This window comes from Streptomyces hazeniae (genome assembly GCF_031845485.1).
In the GTDB taxonomy this organism is placed as follows: domain Bacteria; phylum Actinomycetota; class Actinomycetes; order Streptomycetales; family Streptomycetaceae; genus Streptomyces; species Streptomyces hazeniae.
The window spans coordinates 153,419-169,455 of the sequence record NZ_JAVREQ010000009.1; the positions used below are offsets into that span (position 1 = coordinate 153,419).

Annotated in this window: 16 protein-coding genes; 5 read left to right on the top strand and 11 right to left on the bottom strand. The window is 72.4% G+C overall.

Annotated features, from left to right (window positions below):
* Window positions 1-149 precede the first annotated feature (149 nt).
* The 3 genes from RM572_RS12720 to glnA form a co-directional block, all read right to left on the bottom strand.
* Entirely contained in the window at window positions 150-1,049 is a 900-nt protein-coding gene (locus tag RM572_RS12720; RefSeq protein ID WP_311673422.1) for a nucleotidyl transferase AbiEii/AbiGii toxin family protein, read from the bottom strand.
* Window positions 1,049-1,660 (bottom strand): type IV toxin-antitoxin system AbiEi family antitoxin domain-containing protein, encoded by a 612-nt coding sequence (locus RM572_RS12725; protein ID WP_311673423.1) that lies wholly within the window; start codon window positions 1,658-1,660, stop codon window positions 1,049-1,051. Before RM572_RS12725 ends, RM572_RS12720 begins: the two co-directional genes overlap by 1 nt.
* A 997-nt stretch (window positions 1,661-2,657) precedes the next feature.
* The gene (gene glnA, locus RM572_RS12730; RefSeq protein WP_027763066.1) at window positions 2,658-4,073 is read right to left on the bottom strand and encodes a type I glutamate--ammonia ligase; all 1,416 of its coding nucleotides are present in this window, start codon (window positions 4,071-4,073) and stop codon (window positions 2,658-2,660) included.
* Between the two features lie 207 nt (window positions 4,074-4,280).
* Here glnA and RM572_RS12735 point away from each other — a divergent pair, with 207 nt between their 5' ends.
* Complete coding sequence (locus tag RM572_RS12735; RefSeq protein WP_078528649.1) at window positions 4,281-4,751, top strand: RDD family protein; 471 nt, start codon at window positions 4,281-4,283, stop codon at window positions 4,749-4,751.
* Between the two features lie 82 nt (window positions 4,752-4,833).
* Here RM572_RS12735 and RM572_RS12740 read toward each other — a convergent pair whose 3' ends face one another.
* The 4 genes from RM572_RS12740 to lipB all read right to left on the bottom strand — a co-directional run bounded on the left by RM572_RS12740 (window position 4,834) and on the right by lipB (window position 8,026).
* The gene (locus tag RM572_RS12740; RefSeq protein WP_027763068.1) at window positions 4,834-5,529 is read right to left on the bottom strand and encodes a DUF4191 domain-containing protein; all 696 of its coding nucleotides are present in this window, start codon (window positions 5,527-5,529) and stop codon (window positions 4,834-4,836) included.
* Window positions 5,530-5,620: 91 nt separating this feature from the next.
* Complete coding sequence (locus tag RM572_RS12745; RefSeq protein WP_311673464.1) at window positions 5,621-5,872, bottom strand: hypothetical protein; 252 nt, start codon at window positions 5,870-5,872, stop codon at window positions 5,621-5,623.
* 263 nt (window positions 5,873-6,135) lie between these two features.
* On the bottom strand, window positions 6,136-7,074 hold the full coding sequence (gene lipA / locus RM572_RS12750; protein ID WP_311673425.1) for a lipoyl synthase: 939 nt from the start codon (window positions 7,072-7,074) through the stop codon (window positions 6,136-6,138).
* A gap of 64 nt (window positions 7,075-7,138) precedes the next feature.
* The gene (gene lipB, locus RM572_RS12755; RefSeq protein WP_311673426.1) at window positions 7,139-8,026 is read right to left on the bottom strand and encodes a lipoyl(octanoyl) transferase LipB; all 888 of its coding nucleotides are present in this window, start codon (window positions 8,024-8,026) and stop codon (window positions 7,139-7,141) included.
* Window positions 8,027-8,264: 238 nt separating this feature from the next.
* Here lipB and RM572_RS12760 point away from each other — a divergent pair, with 238 nt between their 5' ends.
* Window positions 8,265-9,914, top strand: coding sequence for a regulator (locus RM572_RS12760; protein ID WP_311673427.1), 1,650 nt, complete (start codon window positions 8,265-8,267; stop codon window positions 9,912-9,914).
* Between the two features lie 50 nt (window positions 9,915-9,964).
* On the opposite strand, the gene RM572_RS12765 is transcribed toward RM572_RS12760, so the two are convergent.
* The 3 genes from RM572_RS12765 to RM572_RS12775 all read right to left on the bottom strand — a co-directional run bounded on the left by RM572_RS12765 (window position 9,965) and on the right by RM572_RS12775 (window position 12,873).
* Window positions 9,965-10,207 (bottom strand): hypothetical protein, encoded by a 243-nt coding sequence (locus tag RM572_RS12765; RefSeq protein WP_311673428.1) that lies wholly within the window; start codon window positions 10,205-10,207, stop codon window positions 9,965-9,967.
* A gap of 130 nt (window positions 10,208-10,337) precedes the next feature.
* On the bottom strand, window positions 10,338-11,729 hold the full coding sequence (locus RM572_RS12770) for an FAD-dependent oxidoreductase (RefSeq protein ID WP_311673429.1): 1,392 nt from the start codon (window positions 11,727-11,729) through the stop codon (window positions 10,338-10,340).
* Between the two features lie 244 nt (window positions 11,730-11,973).
* Window positions 11,974-12,873, bottom strand: a complete 900-nt coding sequence (locus RM572_RS12775) for a TIGR01777 family oxidoreductase (RefSeq protein WP_311673430.1) — start codon at window positions 12,871-12,873, stop codon at window positions 11,974-11,976.
* A gap of 49 nt (window positions 12,874-12,922) precedes the next feature.
* Here RM572_RS12775 and RM572_RS12780 point away from each other — a divergent pair, with 49 nt between their 5' ends.
* Window positions 12,923-13,420 (top strand): GNAT family N-acetyltransferase, encoded by a 498-nt coding sequence (locus RM572_RS12780; protein ID WP_311673431.1) that lies wholly within the window; start codon window positions 12,923-12,925, stop codon window positions 13,418-13,420.
* Between the two features lie 58 nt (window positions 13,421-13,478).
* Here the strand turns inward: RM572_RS12780 and RM572_RS12785 are convergent, their stop codons facing one another.
* Window positions 13,479-13,997 carry a DUF4240 domain-containing protein gene (locus RM572_RS12785; protein ID WP_311673461.1) on the bottom strand — a complete coding sequence of 173 codons (519 nt, stop codon included), beginning with the start codon at window positions 13,995-13,997 and terminating at the stop codon, window positions 13,479-13,481.
* Between the two features lie 258 nt (window positions 13,998-14,255).
* Between RM572_RS12785 and RM572_RS12790 the strand changes: the two genes are divergently transcribed.
* Both RM572_RS12790 and RM572_RS12795 read left to right on the top strand, forming a co-directional pair.
* Entirely contained in the window at window positions 14,256-15,827 is a 1,572-nt protein-coding gene (locus RM572_RS12790) for a sodium-dependent transporter (RefSeq protein WP_311673433.1), read from the top strand.
* Entirely contained in the window at window positions 15,827-15,964 is a 138-nt protein-coding gene (locus RM572_RS12795; RefSeq protein WP_136184503.1) for a methionine/alanine import family NSS transporter small subunit, read from the top strand. The genes RM572_RS12790 and RM572_RS12795 overlap by 1 nt, the downstream gene beginning before the upstream one ends.
* Window positions 15,965-16,037: the final 73 nt, after the last annotated feature.

A 16,037-nucleotide genomic window follows, 5' to 3' on the forward strand; every position in this document is an offset into this window, starting at 1 on the left:
CGACGACGAGGGGCGGCCCTCGACGCGCAGCGAGGCCCACTACCGGAACGGGCCGTGGCGCGCGCGCCCTCCCTCTCTCGCGATTGTCGAGTCTGGGCCCGTACTCGGAGTTCCTGTGCAGCAGCGCGCCGGCATCCGGGATCGGGGCTTCAGGTCCAGGCCTTCGCTTGCGGTTCCCAGGTTCGTTGCGTGGCGGTGCCCGTGAGGAGCGGGTCGGCGAAGTCGGCCACGAGGGCGACCACCTCGGTGAGGGTTTCGGGATGGTTCTCGGCTGAGGGGCCCTGGCGACGCAGCCAGGCGGTGTAAGGAGCCTGACGACGCGTCGGCAGGTCGGTGATGGCGCGGCTGAGTGGGCGTAGCTGGATGGCTCGATGTTCGGCGGTCGCGCTGAGGGCATCGGTGAGTTCGGTGCCGTCGAGACGGTGCCGGGTGATCAGCTGGTAGAGGTCAGCGTAGTCGCGGTCCCGGGTGTTGAGATCTCCGAGAGCGACGGCGGTGGAAAGCTTCTCTGCGATGACGGTCGCGATCGGGTAGCCGTAGAGTGGGAAGTGCCTTCCTTCCAGAGCCTGTGGGTAATCGATCAGCTTTGGCTCGGGAGTCACCGGATCGCCGAAACTGACGTCGAGTTGGAGCTTGAGTCGCGCCCGGCTGAGACTCGCGGCCATCGTCAGGCGGAGTCCGTGGTATTCGTCGTCCTGGCGGATGTCCACGGTGGACAGGCTCGCGGGGTCGAAGACGACCCCGTCGTCGGCCTCTGTGGCGGCGATGGCTGCGATGCGGCGGGTGATCTCGGCTTCGTCACCGGAGAACGAACGACCGAGGATGTCGATGTCGCGGGTCATGCGACGGGCGCCGAACTGGGCTAGCAGCAGGCCGCCCTTGAGCACGAAGTGCCGGCCGCCCTCGGGGTGATTGCTCAACCGGAACAGGAAGCGCTCCAGGACGTATTCGAGCATCAGCTGGTCGCTCGGGTGCCCGGTGCGGCGGGCGAGGTTGCGCAGGTCGTTGTAGATGCGCCCGGCAGTCGTGTCGCGGGTGGGATTGGGCATCAGGCGAGCACCGCTTCGATGGCTGGGCGGACGGTGGACAGGGCGCCGAGCGTCTGAGCGGCTTCCTGAAGGTCGGCGACGCCGCCCTGTCCGTACCGGCGCAGGTAGCGGTTGAGGGCGCTGAGTGCGAGGGGTCTGCCTGCGGCCCCGCCGAGGCGCATGGCATCCACGACGGATCGTGCGCGGCTGTAGACGGGGATGGTCTCGCCCGGAGCGGCTTCGAATCGGTCGATCGCGTAGCCGAAGGTATCCGCGGCAAGTTGAGAGGTCCGGGTCGCGGGGTGGGCGATCGCCGGGCGGTGTGTGCCCCGCGGTACCGCGATGTGCACCTCGTACGGGATGTCGTCGATCAGTTCGTGCAGTGCCAGTGCGGACTCCCCGCATACGACCGCGTGCGGCGCCCGGGTGCAGACTGCGAGGACGTCGACATGGGCTGTCGGTGCCGCATCGGCCCGACGGTAGACGCCTCGGGAGATCTCCTCGATTTCATCCGCCGAGGCCAAGGTGGCCAGGTCTCGTGGGGGGAGCCCCGTGGCGCGGGCCTGGCGAGAGGTGAAGGTCGGAGGCAAGCCCGCCAGACGTTGCATGAGGCGGTCGGTGACCTTGGACATGTATCAAATCCTACCCAGATCGACATGGGATGGGAAGGATTTGGTACGCGCGCCAGGGTGCGGGGCGCTAGCCGCCGCCGCTGCGCCTACTCTCTGCGACTCTGCCAGGTGCCTCCGTGATCGGCGGCGGGGCTCCGGCAGCACGACCGGGTGCAGCAGCGCGGATCGAGGGAGCGCGGCGCTGCTACGAAACCGCCGGTGCAGGTCAACGAGTCCGGCACCTTTCCTGGCTTGTACGCACGACAGTGGCTGACCGTCTGATCTGCGGGTTGGCTGTCGGCGGCCGTCGGCGTCTGTCATCCCTGGCCACCCTCGTGCGACCCCACGGCGGCCCCGGCCCATCGTCCGCCTTCCCCTGCCCACCCCCACGCCCCGGTACCGCTTCCCCAGCGACGCGGAAGCCATCGCCTGGCTCACCCAGAACCGCCACGAGGACCGCATCCCGGGACTACCTACCCGACGCCGAGGACGAACGCGGACCCGGCAGGCCGGAGATCGGCGGACGCGTCCAAGTCCGCCTTGGTGAGCTGCTTCCCAGCGTGGATGCCTACGCAGCCCACCGGGGATGCTCGCGAGCGGAAGCGATCCGGTTGCTCGTCCTGGCGGGCTTGGCCGAGGTCACCAAACCGAGGTCGGCGTAGCTGCTTTGGGCTGGAGCTGCTCGGGGCGAGAGATCATGGCCCTGCAAGCTCGCCGCGACTCGGGCAGCTCCCAGCCTGCCCGCACAGCCCGAAGTGGGGCCATGCACGTGGAGGCTCGCCTCGAAGCGGCTGCTTGAGCCGCGAAGCGGAACGCCCCAGCCATGATGCACTCCCCGCCCCGGCTCGCCTTCGCGCTGGCCCGGCGAGGGGCCGCGCGGCGAGCGGAGCGAGCCCTTGACGCAGCCTGACAGCCGCATACCGAAACGAGCCGTGAGTCGCCTTCCGAGAAGGGAAGACCAGCTCACGGCCCGTTTGCGCCCCAGGTCAGCGAATCAGTCCTCTGACCTGCACGGTTTCTAGATGTCGAAGTACAGCTCGAACTCGTGCGGGTGGGGGCGGAGCTGCATGGGGGCGATCTCGTTGGTGCGCTTGTAGTCGATCCAGGTCTCGATCAGGTCGCCGGTGAAGACGCCGCCCGCCTGGAGGTACTCGTTGTCGGCCTCCAGGGCGTCGAGGACGGCCGGGAGGGAGGTCGGGACCTGCGGGACGCCGGCGTGCTCCTCGGGGGCCAGCTCGTAGAGGTCCTTGTCGATCGGCTCGGCCGGCTCGATCTTGTTCTTGATGCCGTCCAGGCCGGCCATCATCAGCGCGGAGAAGGCCAGGTAGGGGTTGGAGGACGGGTCCGGGGCGCGGAACTCGACGCGCTTGGCCTTGGGGTTGGCGCCGGTGATCGGGATGCGCATGGCAGCGGAGCGGTTCCGCTGCGAGTAGACCAGGTTCACCGGGGCCTCGAAGCCGGGCACCAGGCGGTGGTAGGAGTTCACCGTCGGGTTGGTGAAGGCCAGCAGCGACGGGGCGTGCTTAAGGATGCCGCCGATGTAGTAGCGGGCGGTGTCGGAGAGGCCCGCGTAGCCCTGCTCGTCGTAGAACAGGGGCTCGCCGCCCTGCCACAGCGACTGGTGGACGTGCATGCCCGAGCCGTTGTCGCCGAAGATCGGCTTCGGCATGAAGGTGGCGGTCTTGCCGTTGCGCCAGGCGACGTTCTTCACGATGTACTTGAAGAGCATCAGGTCGTCGGCGGCGGCCAGCAACGTGTTGAACTTGTAGTTGATCTCGGCCTGGCCGGCGGTGCCGACCTCGTGGTGCTGGCGCTCGACCTGGAGGCCGGCCTTGTCCAGCTCCAGGGAGATCTCGGCGCGCAGGTCGGCGAAGTGGTCGACCGGCGGGGCGGGGAAGTAGCCGCCCTTGTAGCGGACCTTGTAGCCGCGGTTGCCGCCGTCCTCGATGGCGCCGGTGTTCCAGGCGCCCGCCTCGGAGTCGATGTGGTAGTAGCCGGCGTTGGCCTTGGTCTCGAAGCGCACGTCGTCGAAGACGTAGAACTCGGCCTCGGGCCCGAAGAAGGCGGTGTCGGCGATGCCGGAGGAGGCGAGGTACGCCTCGGCCTTCTTCGCCACGTTCCGCGGGTCGCGGCTGTACTGCTCGCCGGTGATCGGGTCGTGGATGAAGAAGTTGACGTTGAGCGTCTTGTCGCGGCGGAACGGGTCCACGCGGGCGGTCGAGAGGTCCGGGACCAGGGCCATGTCGGACTCGTGGATGGCCTGGAAGCCGCGGATCGAGGAGCCGTCGAACATCAGGTGCTCGGCCGGGTCGAACGACTTGGCCGGTACCGTGAAGTGCTGCATGATGCCGGGCAGGTCGCAGAACCGTACGTCGACGAACTTCACGTCCTCGTCCGCGATGAACTTCTGGGCTTCGTCGGCGTTCTGGAACATTCGACTCCTCCTAGTCCCGTCGTGCGGGGACGGGCTTTGCTGCCGTGAGAGCGCGGGCCGGTGCGGGGGCACGCTGATCCCCGACCATAGGGAGACGCCATTTCTCGGGCATGACCCATTTGTTTCGCCGATGTTAACCACCCTGCGGCCCGGAAACCTCGCCAACCGGGCGGTCGTGGACGATTTCGCCCGCGATACCGTGGAGCCGTGGACAACAGGGAAGCAATCGGATCGTGGCTCTCCGGCCCGCGCAGCGCGGCCGAGGGCATGGGCGCGGACTTCGGCTACCGCGGTGAACGGCTCGGCCTGCCGCAGGACGGCCCCCGGTCGGTGGCGTCGTTCGGGCGGCGGCTGGGCGCCATCTTCATCGACTGGGCGCTGGCCGTGCTCATCTCCTACGGGCTCCTCTCGGGCGGCGCGCTGCAGACCGCGAACCGGTGGGCGCTGCCCGTCTTCCTGGTGATGGTCCTGCTCACGGTGGGCACGGTCGGCTTCACCCCGGGCAAGCGCATCCTCGGCCTGCGCGTGGTCGCGGTGGACGGGCTGGGCCGCCTGGCGACGTGGCGGGTGCTGGTCCGCACGGTCCTGCTCGGCCTCGCGATCCCCGCGCTGATCTGGGACCGCGACGGCCGCGGCCTGCACGACCAGCTCTCCGGCGCGGTGCAGGTCCGCATCTGACCGGTCCGCCGGCCGGCGGAGACATGCGAGAGGGGCCGGTGCACCGCACCGGCCCCTCAGCCGTTCGTCGGGGTGCCGGTCGTCAGCGCCGGCCGCCGTTCGGGCCCTTCGGCAGCCGCATGCCCTTCGGCATGGGGCCCTTGGGCATGGGCATGTTGCTCATCAGGTCGCCGAGCGCACGCAGCCGGTCGTTGGTCGCGGTGATCTGCGAGCCCTGCATCACGCGGGGCAGCTTCAGCATGGTGGTGCGCAACTTCTTCAGCGGCACCTGGCCCTCGTCGTTGCCGACCACCAGGTCGTGCACGGGAACCTCCGCGACGACCCGGCTCATCTTCCGCTTCTCCGCCGCGAGCAGTCCCCGCAGCCGGTTGGGGTTGCCCTCGGCGACGAGCACGATGCCGGGCTTGCCGACGGCCCGGTGCACCACGTCCTGGTTCCGGTTCATCGCCACGGCAGGGGTGACGTTCCAGCCGCGGCCGATGTTGTCGAGGACCGCGGCGGCGGCACCCGGCTGGCCCTCCATCTGCCCGAACGCCGCCCGCTCCGCACGCCGCCCGAAGACGATCGCCGTGGCGAGGAAGGCGAGCAGCACGCCGAGAATGCCCAGGTAGACCGGGTGGCCGATGAGGAAGCCGATCCCGAGCAGGACACCGAGCGTGCCGAGACCGATGCCGGCCAGAATCCAGCCGATCTTCCGGTCCACGCGCCGGGTCATCTTGTACGTCAGGCCGATCTGCTTGAACCGGCCCGGGTTCTCGGAAGTGTCCTGCCTCGCCATAGGGCGCAGTTTACGTGGCGCGCCGGAGCGCTTCCGCCCCGGCCGGGTGTACGCCCCGCCGGGCCCCGCGCCGTGGCGCGCGCGGCCGGGTCTAGCCGTGCTGGAGAGCGCCTGCCCCGGCCTGCGAAACAGCCTGCGGGGCGGCGGCGATCGCAGGGCGCGGAGCGGCCACGGGGCGGAGCGCCGTGCCCGGGGTGGGCATCGCGGTCAGCAGCCGCTCGGCCTCCGCCCTGGCGCGCGCCCGGGAGCGGTCCTCCAGGACCGCCTGCCAGGCGTTACGGCGCGCGGTGCGGCCACCGCCGTCCAGCAGCAGACCCTCCAACGTGCGCAGGGCGGTACGCATGCTTCCTCCGGAGATTGAAGAAAAGAGCCGGGGCCCGCGCCGCACGGCGAAGCGCCGGACGCGGGGTGTGAGTACATCGTCACTCACGGGTGTTACCAGCGCATGTCGATCAGGTCAAAGGGACCCGGCGGCGCTGGGGCGAAGTGCGGCCGAACTCACACTGCCGCCCGCCGCGCCGGGCCCCGCGTACCGGGGCGGTCGTCCCCGTGCGCACGCCGGAGGGGGCGGGGCGGCGTGCCCCGCGCCGACCCGTCGTCGGGCGGTCAGGCGGCCTTCGCCGCTCGGGCGTCCATGGCCTGCCGGTACAGGCGCCCGGCGCGGTAGGAGGAGCGGACCAGTGGACCGGACATGACGCCGGCGAAGCCGATCTCGTCCGCCTCCTGCTGGAGCTCCACGAACTCCTCCGGCTTGACCCAGCGCTCGACCGGGTGGTGCCGGGGCGACGGGCGGAGGTACTGCGTGATGGTGATCAGCTCGCAGCCGGCCCCGTGCAGGTCGCGCAGCGCCTGGGAGACCTCTTCGCGCGTCTCGCCCATGCCGAGGATCAGGTTCGACTTGGTGACCAGGCCGTCCTCGCGGGCCCGGGTGATGACCTCGAGCGACCGCTCGTAGCGGAAGGCGGGGCGGATGCGCTTGAAGATGCGCGGCACCGTCTCGACGTTGTGGGCGAGGACCTCGGGGCGCGAGGAGAAGACCTCGGCGAGCTGTTCGGGCACCGCGTTGAAGTCCGGGATCAGCAGCTCGACGCCGGTGTCCGGCATCGCCGCGTGGATCTGGCGGACGGTCTCCGCGTACAGCCAGGCGCCGCCGTCCTCGAGGTCGTCGCGGGCCACACCGGTGATGGTGGCGTAGCGCAGCTCCATCTGCTGGACGGACTCCGCCACGCGCCGGGGCTCGTCGCGGTCCAGCTCGGCGGGCTTCCCGGTGTCGATCTGGCAGAAGTCGCAGCGCCGGGTGCACTGCTCGCCGCCGATGAGGAAGGTGGCCTCGCGGTCCTCCCAGCACTCGAAGATGTTGGGGCAGCCCGCTTCCTGGCAGACGGTGTGCAGACCCTCGTCCTTCACGAGCTTCTGCAGGGCGTTGTACTCGGGGCCCATCTTCGCCCGGGTCTTGATCCACTCGGGCTTGCGCTCGATGGGGGTCTGGCTGTTGCGGACCTCCAAGCGGAGCATCTTGCGACCGTCGGGTGCGACAGCGGACACGTCCGGCTCCCTACGTACTTTCGATTCCTCGGTGCGTACCAGAGTACGCCTGCCGTTGTGCGGGTCAGACGGCGCGGGGGAGGGGAAGTGCCTCCTCCAGCACCGCACGGAGGTGCTTCTCCACTACGGGAAGCACTTCCGCGACCGGAACATTCCTGCCCAGCTCGTCCGAGAGCGAGGTGACGCCCGCGTCACGGATGCCGCACGGCACGATCCGGTCGAACTCGGTGTTGTCGGGATCACAGTTCAGCGCGAAGCCGTGCATGGTCACGCCCTTGGCGACCCGGATGCCGATGGCGGCCAGTTTCCGGTCCTCCCGGCGCTGCCCCGCGTTGGACGGGGCGTACTCCGGGCCGCTCAGCCGCGGGTCGAACTCCTCGTCCGTCAGCCGCGGGTCGAAGTCCAGCGCCAGGCCGCCCAGCGCCTGCCGCTCGTGACCTCTGGTCGCGCTCCGCCTCGATTCCGCTCCGGCCGAGTGCCCCTTCCTCGTTCGTCGGTCCGGACCCTCACCCTGCGCTGCATCTCGGCTGCGCCGCTCGTCGACCGGGTCGCCGAGGACCCACACGCCGCTGCGCCCCTCGATCCGGGTCGTCTCCAGGCCGAACTCGGCGGCGGCCCGGATCAGCGCCTCCTCGAGCCGCCGCACGTGCGCCACGACGTCGACCGGGCGCGGCAGCTTCAGGATCGGGTATCCGACGAGCTGGCCGGGGCCGTGCCAGGTGATCTTCCCGCCGCGGTCCACGTCCACCACCGGGGTGCCGTCCAGCGGGCGTTCGCTGTCCTCGGTGCGGCGGCCGGCGGTGTAGACGGCCTGGTGCTCCAGCAGCAGACAGGTGTCCGGGGACTCGTCCGCGAACCGTGCCGCGTGCACCCGGCGCTGCTCCTGCCACGCCGCGGTGTACTCCACGGCGTCGGCGCCGAAGCCCAGGTGGACGAAGCGCAGCTCGCTCACGGCCGTCTCCTCTGCGTGCGTCTCGGGCGCGGGCACGCGCCCCGGTGCGCTCGATGCACACCCCAGCCACTCTACGGCGGGCCCCGTGCGGACCCGGAGGCGACCGCCTACTCACACGTACGGATGAATACGCGGCGGTCAGGGCCGGTGCGGGCGCTGTGGCCGTTACATTCGCGCCGTTCCAGCAGGGCGCCCCGGCGTCTGCGCGCAAGCCGTGAGTCAGGAGACCGTACAGCCGATGACGACGGAACGACCTGGGGGTTCCCCCCAGCAGCGCACGCCCAACCGACGCCTCGCCGCGCTCATCGCGGAAGCCGGGTTCTCCCACGCGGGCCTCGCCCGCCGGGTGGACCAGCTCGGCCTCGAACACGGTCTCGACCTGCGCTACGACAAGACGTCCGTGACCCGCTGGCTGCGCGGGCAGCAGCCGCGCGGCACCACCCCCGCCCTGATCGCGGAGGTCTTCACCCGCCGGCTGGGCCGGCGCCTGTCCGCGCAGGACCTCGGGTTGGACGCGTGCGCTCCGGTGTACGCGGGTCTGGAGTTCGCCGCGACGCCCGCCGAGGCGGTGGACATCGTCAGCGGGCTCTGGCGCAAGGACACCGGTGCACAGGCCGACCTGCGGAAGATCGCGTTCACACCGGCCGGTCTGGTGGTGCCCAGCCGGGACTGGCTGATCGGGCGGTCCGACGAGCGCGTCGCACGTGGTGGCGGAGGCGGTGGCGGTGGCGAAGGGCCGGCGGTGCCGTCGGCTGCTTCCGCGCGGGTGCCGCAGCAGGCGCGCGGCGCGAGCCCGGTGCTCCGGCCGGGCGCGGTCGCGGCGTCACCGGGAGCCGGGCTCGCGGCGGGAGGGGTGCGGGTACCGCGCCCCTCCGGGGCGGCGGACCCGATGGGTGTCCCCGGCGGCCCGGGTACCGCATCCGGTACCGCCGCCGGGCGGGCCGCCGTCACCGAGCCGGCGCAGCTCACCGAACGCGGTCCGGGGCGTCGCGTGACCGGAGGCGACGTCGCCGCGCTGCGCTCGGTCTGCGACCTCTTCCGCGCCCTCGACCACGCCTACGGCGGCGGCCACGCCCGCCAGGGCCTGGTGCGGTACCTCGAACACGAGGCGGAGCCGCTGCTGCGCGGCGTCTACGGCGAGCAGACCGGGCGCCGACTCTTCGGCGCGGTCGCCGACCTCACCCGGCTCGCCGGCTGGACCTCGTACGACGTCGCGGCGCACGGCCTCGCTCAGCGCTACTTCGTGCAGGCGTTGCGGCTCTCGCAGGCGGCGGGCGACCGGGCGTACGGCGCCTACGTACTGGTGACGATGAGCCGCCAGGCCGTCTACCTCGGGCACGGCCGGGAGGCGGTGCAGCTCGCGCGGGTGGCGCAGCAGGGGGTGGGTGCGGCGGCGCCGTCCGCGGTCCAGGCGCTGCTGCACGCCGCCGAGGCGCGCGGCCACGGCGTGCTCGGTGAGGTGCGGGCCTGCACCGCTTCGCTGGCGCGGGCCGAACGGTCGCTGGAGGCCGTACGGCAGGGGGAGGAGGTGCCGCCCTGGGCGCGCTTCTTCGACGAGGCGCAGCTCGCGGACGAGTTCGGGCACTGCCACCGGGACCTCCAGCAGTACCGCGCGGCGGCACAGCACGCGGAGCGCGCGCTGCGGCTGCGCGGCGCGGGCTATGCGCGCAGCCGGTTGTTCTGCCGGGTGGTGCTGGCGACCGCGCGGCTCGGGCTGGGCGAGGTCGAGCAGGCGTGTGCGCTCGCCGCGGAGGCGGCGCACCAGGCCGCGGAGATGCGGTCGGCGCGGGCGTTCGAGTACGTGCGTGACTTCGAACGCCGTCTCGAGCCGTACCGCGACGCGGGGCCGGTGCGCGTCTACCGCGAGCGCGTCGCAGCCCTGGGCTGAACGGCCGGGGGCGGGGCGCTCCGAGCCCCCGCCCCCGGCCCCGGGAGGGGCTACCGGCGAGCCGACGCCGGGAGCAGGTCGCGGACGGCGCGGCAGGTCGTGCGGGACGGACGGTGGACGCCTATCCGCTCGGCCAGGCCGCAGATACGGCGGTCCGTCGCCCGGTCCGGCGTGTAGACGCCGGAGTCGAGCAACGCGATCGCCAGCCGCATCGCCTTCAGCCGGCGGTTGTGCGTGACGTACCACTCTCGGGGCTGCCCGGCGGGCAGCGGCACCTTGCGGACGACGGTCATCAGCGACCTCCCAGGACGTGGGTGAGCCCTCGCGATTCTGTCTCCAGAATACCGCCGCCCACTGACAAAAGGCCCTGGCCAGAGCACATCTGACGGCCCGTCGGGAGGGGCTTTCGGCGGCCAGATGTGCTCAGGCCGCCGCGCGTACGCCCGGGCCGCCCTCCGCGGCGGATCGCAGACCGAGATCGCGCAGCACCTCGGCTGCCGCCCGCCGGGCCGAGGCGAGGGCCCCCTGCGGGCCCGACACCTCACGGTGGTCGCCGCACACGTACAGGCCGCACAGCACGCGCACGGCCCGCCGGATGTCGTGCGGGGCGGGCATCGCCGGCACGGCGCGCGGGTCGTGACGGACGGCCATCGCCTCCCAGCCGTCCGACGGCACTCCGTGCAGCACGCCCGCGTGCGCCCGCACCGCCTTCTCCAGCGTGGCCGCCGGTTCCCCGGCCGCCTCGCCGAGCACCACGGACGTCACCAGCGGCCGTCCGTCGCCCGGCGTCCGGGACGGGTCGACCGCCGACGCCACCCAGCTGTGCGAGACCGGGCCGCGGCGCTCGGCGTCGACCAGCAGCGCGTCCCCGTGCGGCAGCGGGCCGTCCGCGAGGTGGTGCAGCACCGTCACCGGGTGGTGCGGCGGGACGCGCAGGCCGGGCAGCAGCTGCGCCGCCCGGTGCGCACCGGCCGCGATGACCACGGCGCGGCAGCCGATGCTGCCGTGCCCGGCCGTGTCCACCGCGCTCGCGCAGACCGAGGTGGCGCGCACCCCGGTCCGTACGGAGCCCCGGGGCAGTGCGGCGGCCAGGACGCCCGGCAGCGCGCCGGCACCGCCGGCCGGTACGCACAGCCCGGCGCGGGCGAAGCCGCGCAGCGCCAGGTCGGCGACCCGGCTGGACGTGGTCAGTGCCGGATCGGACAGCAGCGCGGAGAGCAGCGGGCGTATCAGGGCGTCGACCGTACGGCCGGACAGGCCGCGCCCGGCGAGCGCCTTCGACGCGGACACCTCGGGCCGGGCGTGCAGGCGTTCTTCGGGCAGCGCGGCCAGCCTGCCCAGGGCGGCCCGGAGCCGCGAGACCTCCACGGCGTCGCTCACCGCCGTACGGGTCAGCGCGCGGGCGGAGCGCAGCGCGCCGCGGCCCACCCGGCCGCCGTGCGGGTGGCCGCCCCGCCCCGGCCGTCCGGCGTGCGGGCGGACGTCTGCGACGCGCAGGGCCCGGTTTCCGGTCCGCAGCACGGCGCCGGGCGCGAAGGGACGCAGCGCGAGCGCCGATCCCAGGCCCAGGCCGGGCAGTTCGGCCTCGGGCCAGCCGGGGCAGAGCAACCCCGGTGCGCGGTCCAGCAGATGGCCGTCCACCTCGTCGGTGCGCATCCGGCCGCCGATGCGGTCCTCGGCCTCCAGAACCACGACCCGCAGCCCCGCACCGGCCAGGTGCAGCGCCGCTGCCAGGCCGGCCGGCCCGGCGCCCACGACGACGACGTCGGTCTCCTCCGCGTGCGTGCGGCGTGCGAGTGCGCTGTTGATCGGCACGTGCCCTCCCCAAGGTCGTCGAGCGACAGCAAGGGCCTTTTCCCGTCGGAGCGTTGGACGTTCCGTCTGGCTCATGCCCGCAGGCAGAGCCGGGAATACCCGAGGGAGTCGACTCTATGCACACGCGGACTCGCCGTCAGTAGTGCACGGGGTGGCACGGGCGCACGACGGCGCACGCCCGGGGACACGACCGGCGCGCGGGAGCGGTCAGGCCGTCAGCCCGCCCGCCGGAACCGAAAGGTGGTCAGGCGGTGCGGTCCAGCGCGGCCCGCACCGCGTCCTCCACCGTCGGGAAGGCGAAGCGGAACCCGGACTCCAGCAGCCGCCGGGGCCGCACACGCTGCGAGCCGACCACGTCGCCGGCGAACTCGCCGAGGACCAGCCGCAGTACGGCCTCGGGCACCGGGAACAGCGCGGGCCGCCGCAGCACCCGCGCCATCGCCGCCGTCACCTCGCGGTTGGTGACGGGTTCCGGTGCGGTGAGGTTCACCGGTCCGTCCAGCTCCGGGGTGTCGAGCAGGTGGCGCAGCGCCGCGACGTGGTCGTGCAGCGCGATGTGGCTCCAGTACTGCCGCCCGTCGCCGAGGCGGCCGCCGATACCCGCCCGGAAGATCGGGAACAGCCGCCCCCAGGCACCGCCCTGACGGGCCACCACCAGTCCGGTCCGCGCGAACACGGTGCGGACGCCCGCCTGTTCGGCGGGTGCCGCGGCGGCCTCCCAGTCGCGGCACAGGTCGGCCATGAAGCCGGAGCCGGGTGCCGCAGACTCGTCCACCGCACGCGTCCCGGTGTCGCCGTACCAGCCGATGGCCGTGCCGACGAGGAAGGTCGCGGGCGGCTCCGCCATGCCCGCGAGGGCTTCGGCCAGCGTGGCGGTGCCCAGCACCCGGCTGTCCCGCAGCTCCTTCTTGTACGCCTCGGTCCACCGGCGTTCGCCGACGCCGGCGCCCGCGAGGTGGACCACCGCCCCGCAGCCCGCCAGGCCGGCGGTGTCCACGGTGCCGCCCTTCGGGTCCCACGCCACCTCGTCCGCCGCGCGCGGAGGGTGCCGCACCACGCGCACCACCTCGTGGCCGTCCCTGCGGAGGGAGGAGACGAGGGCGGAGCCGATGAGGCCGTTCGAACCGGTCACTGCGAGGCGCATGACGTAATCCTGTGGACGTGGGCGGCGAACGAGGACGAGAGTGACGCGTATGCCCTCCCAGTTCACCATCCGGGCCGCCTCCGACGCCGACGAGGGTCCGCTCGGCGCCCTCGACCGACGGACCTGGTCCCCGCTGCACGCGGTCACGCCGCGACCCGAGCCGCCGTACCCCTCCTTCTTCGCCACCACCGGCCCCGAGGACCACCTCGTCGCCGATCTGACGGGTCGCGGCCTCGTCGGCTACGTCCGGCTGGGACGCCCCACCGAGCTGGAGTGCAACGCGCACGTCCGCCAGATCCACGGTCTCGCGGTGGACGAGCGGGCGCGCGGCATCGGCGTCGCGCGCGCCCTGCTGGAGGGGGTGTGCGCGCTGGCCCGGGGGCGGGGCGCGCGGCGCCTCACCCTCCGCGTGCTGGGGCCGAACGTGCCCGCCCGGGCGCTGTACGAGTCGGCCGGCTTCCGGGTCGAGGGCGTGCTGCCGGAGGAGTTCTGGCTGGACGGCGCGTACGTGGACGACGTGCTGATGGGCCGGTCGCTGGCCGGCTGACCGGTGCCGTGCCGGGGACGGCAGCAGGCTGCACCAGGCGCCACCGGCGCGGGGCCGCTCAGGTGCGGAATCGTTCCCACAGACGGGGAAGGCGTTCGGCCAGCGCCGCGTCGTCCTCCAGGTCGAGCGGGGCGCCCTCCGGATCGGAGGGCCGGTCCGGGAGGCCGAGGTCCGGCAGTTCGCCGCCCGTGAGCTGCTCGTACGCCTCGTCCGCCGCGAAGCCCAGGTCCTCGGCCTCGCCGTCCAGCTCCTCGTCGAAGTCCTCCAGCAGCTCGGCCAGCGCGTCCGCGTCGTGGGCGGCGACCTCGAAGAGGTGCCGGCCCTGCCCGATGAGCCAGCAGCGGAAGGCGTCGAAGGCGTCGTCGCTGACCCCGTCCAGCAGAATCCAGGCCGCCGCCCACAGGTCCCACTGGTAGGCGCGGCGGTAGCGGACCTCGAAGTGCCGGGCGAAGTACGTCACGGCGTCCGGGTCGAGCTGCGTGAGCCGGTCGACCAGGACGTCGGCCTGCTCGTCGGGGTCTCCCTCGGCGGCCTCGCGGGCGGCGTCGACGTGCTCCCAGAACTCCGTCTCGTCCATCACGGCACCAGCATCCAGCCTGGTGGGCCCCGACGCACGCGGAATGCCCGGGACACGCCGACGCCTTCCGCCGCGGCGGGGCGGGCCTCCGCCCGACCGCCCCGCCGAACCCGTCTGCCACGGCCGGATGGCGCTTCGCCGGGGACGGGAGCACCATGGGCCGCAAGGACTGTCCGGGACGCGCGAAGAGAACCTCTGACCTGGTTCTTTCCCGCGGACGACCGGACGGGCACGGCCTGAGCGACGAAGGACGGCGTCATGGCTGAGCATTCCCGCCCGCAGCACCAGCCCCGCGAGCGCTGGGGTTCCCGCACCGGGTTCCTCTTCGCGGCGATCGGCTCGGCCGTCGGGCTCGGCAACATCTGGCGGTTTCCCGCCGTCGCGTACGAGAACGGCGGCGGCGCGTTTCTCCTGCCCTATCTCGCGGCTCTGCTCACCGCCGGTCTGCCGCTGCTGATCCTGGAGTACAGCGTCGGCCGGAAGTACCGGAAGTCGCCGCCCGCCGCGTTCCGGGCCCTGGGCAAGCCGGGGCAGTTCATCGGCTGGTGGCAGGTGGCGATCTGCTTCGTCATCGCGACCTACTACGCCGTCATCCTGGCCTGGGCCATCCGCTACGTCGGATTCTCCTTCGGGCAGGACTGGGGCGAGGACCCCGAGGCGTTCCTCTTCGGCGACTTCCTGAAGACCGCCGAGACCCCCGGCGACGTGAGCGACGCCTTCGTGGGCGGCGTGTTCTGGCCGCTGCTGGCGGTGTGGCTGGTCGTGCTGTTCGTCCTGTACCTGGGCGTGCGCAAGGGCATCGAGAAGGCCAACCTCGTCTTCCTCCCGATGCTGGCGCTGTTCTTCGTGGTCCTGGTCGTCCGCGCGCTCACCCTGGACGGCGCGGGGACCGGCCTGGACGCCTTCTTCACCCCGGACTGGTCGGCGCTGGGCGACGGCAGCGTCTGGGTCGCGGCCTACGGGCAGATCTTCTTCTCGCTGTCCATCGGCTTCGGCATCATGGTCACCTACTCCTCCTACCTGGGGCGCCGTTCGGACCTCAGCGGATCGGCGCTCGTCGCCGGGTTCTCCAACAGCGCCTTCGAGATCCTGGCCGGCATCGGCGTCTTCGCCACCCTGGGATTCCTGGCCGCCGAGTCCGGAGTCGGGGTGGGCGAGGTGGCCACGGACGGCCTCGGCCTGGCCTTCGTGGCCTTCCCGGCGGTCATCTCCACCATGCCCGCCGGGTGGCTCTTCGGTGTGCTGTTCTTCGGGTCCCTGGTCTTCGCCGGCTTCACCTCGCTGATCAGCATCGTGCAGGTCGTGGTGGCGTCCGTGCAGGACCGGCTGCGGGTCGGCCGTGCGGTCGCCGTGGTCACGGTGACCGGCGCGATCGGCATCATCTCGCTGCTGCTGTTCTCCAACGACAACGGCCTGTACCTGCTGGACGCCGCCGACCACTTCATCAACCAGTACGGCATCGTGCTGGCCGGTCTGGTCTTCGTCGTCTTCGTGGCCTGGTGGCTGCGCCGGCTGCCGCAGCTGCAGCAGAGCGTCAACGCCACCTCCGCGGTGCGGCTGGGCTGGTGGTGGGTGGCCTGTCTGGGCGTGGTCACGCCGCTGGTGCTGGGCTGGATGATGATCGACAGCCTGCTCGCCGAGTTCGACACCAACTACGGCGACTACACCACCGGCTTCCTGCTGAGGTACGGCTGGAGTGTCGCTCTCGGTGCCCTGGTCGTCGGCATCCTGATCTCGCTCGTGCCGTGGCGCTCCGACGAGGAACTGCCGCCCACCGGGCCCGGGGGACCGGGCGGGACGGCCGACCTGCCCGAAGGGAGGAGGCACTGATGTCCACAAGTGCCATCATCATGATGATCGTCTTCATCGTGGTCATCTGGGGCGGGATGGCCGCCGCGATCCTCAAGCTCCGCGGCTTCCCGGACCCGCCCGACGACGACGAGCCCACGACCGACCAGGCCGTCTGACGCCGGCACAGACACGGCGCCCACCCGGCACGTGCGCGGAACGCCGCACGGCGCGTGCGGCCGCCCCTGAGGG

Coding starts and splice junctions, on each gene's coding strand:
- RM572_RS12795 (WP_136184503.1), top strand. CDS start 15,827: ATGTCCACAAGTGCCATCATCATGATGATCGTCTTCATCGTGGTCATC.
- RM572_RS12745 (WP_311673464.1), bottom strand. CDS start 5,872: ATGCGTACCGCCCTGCGCACGTTGGAGGGTCTGCTGCTGGACGGCGGT.
- RM572_RS12720 (WP_311673422.1), bottom strand. CDS start 1,049: ATGCCCAATCCCACCCGCGACACGACTGCCGGGCGCATCTACAACGAC.
- RM572_RS12775 (WP_311673430.1), bottom strand. CDS start 12,873: ATGCGCCTCGCAGTGACCGGTTCGAACGGCCTCATCGGCTCCGCCCTC.
- RM572_RS12780 (WP_311673431.1), top strand. CDS start 12,923: ATGCCCTCCCAGTTCACCATCCGGGCCGCCTCCGACGCCGACGAGGGT.
- glnA (WP_027763066.1), bottom strand. CDS start 4,073: ATGTTCCAGAACGCCGACGAAGCCCAGAAGTTCATCGCGGACGAGGAC.
- RM572_RS12760 (WP_311673427.1), top strand. CDS start 8,265: ATGACGACGGAACGACCTGGGGGTTCCCCCCAGCAGCGCACGCCCAAC.
- RM572_RS12785 (WP_311673461.1), bottom strand. CDS start 13,997: ATGGACGAGACGGAGTTCTGGGAGCACGTCGACGCCGCCCGCGAGGCC.
- RM572_RS12790 (WP_311673433.1), top strand. CDS start 14,256: ATGGCTGAGCATTCCCGCCCGCAGCACCAGCCCCGCGAGCGCTGGGGT.
- RM572_RS12740 (WP_027763068.1), bottom strand. CDS start 5,529: ATGGCGAGGCAGGACACTTCCGAGAACCCGGGCCGGTTCAAGCAGATC.
- RM572_RS12765 (WP_311673428.1), bottom strand. CDS start 10,207: ATGACCGTCGTCCGCAAGGTGCCGCTGCCCGCCGGGCAGCCCCGAGAG.
- RM572_RS12725 (WP_311673423.1), bottom strand. CDS start 1,660: ATGTCCAAGGTCACCGACCGCCTCATGCAACGTCTGGCGGGCTTGCCT.